General features: G+C 50.5%; 1 protein-coding gene. It reads right to left on the reverse strand.

Annotated features, from left to right (window positions below; genetic code table 11):
• Nucleotides 1-137: 137 nt before the first annotated feature.
• Nucleotides 138-907: molybdopterin oxidoreductase family protein (locus R7Z50_RS25635; protein WP_318149493.1), on the reverse strand; the 770-nt coding region annotated here is incomplete at its 5' end.

The raw sequence follows: 907 nt of genomic DNA on the forward strand, positions 1-907 counted from the left end.
CCCGCCAGCCAAATAAGAGCGGGTAGAAGCAATATGATCCACTTAAAAACGCTCGACACACGCACTGCTCGTTTCGCTATTACATATCATAAGCTTAAATGCAATTTCTCAACTCGCCAGTGCGTGAAGCGTTGATGTTAGACGTGGTGTACCGCTTCCTCGACAGGCTCTGGTTGAGCAGCCGTTTCACTGACTTCAATCTTCACCGCTGCGACTTTGAATTCAGGAATTTTCGCATGCGGGTCCGTTGCCGTAGTCGTCAAGCGGTTGACTGGCGACTCAACGAAATGGAACGGGATAAACACGACGCCTTTTTGCATTCGCTTGGTCACAAACGCATCAATTTCGATGCTGCCACGACGAGTCGACACTTTTAGGCGCTGACCATTATGGATACCAATTGCTTCAGCATCTTCAACACTGATCATCGCTCTTGGCCCAGCAAGGTTATCCAACCCTTTCGTTTTGCGTGTCATCGTACCGGTGTGGAACTGTTCTAGCACACGCCCTGTTGTAAGCACCAAAGGATACTCTTCATCAGGCAACTCAGCTGCATAGCGGAACGGCACGCCCACCATTTGCCCTTTCCCTCGGGTAAATTGGGTTTGGTGCATAATACGAGTACCGTTTGGATTGTTCTTGTTACTTGGCCATTGAACACCGTTCGGCGTGATCGCGTCCCAACGCAACCCTGCATATTGCGGCGTTACACGCGCGATTTCGCTAGTGATTTCAGAAACGCACTGGTAATGCCAATCGCTACCCATCGCGTTTGCGATCGCTTGAATGATCCACCAATCTTCTTTCGCCTCACCCGGCGCTTTCACTGCCGCATTAACGCGCTGCACGCGGCGCTCAGTATTGGTGAAGTGACCGGATTTTTCCGCAAATGAACAAGAAGGCAATA

The organism is Vibrio sp. 1249-1 (assembly GCF_033340495.1).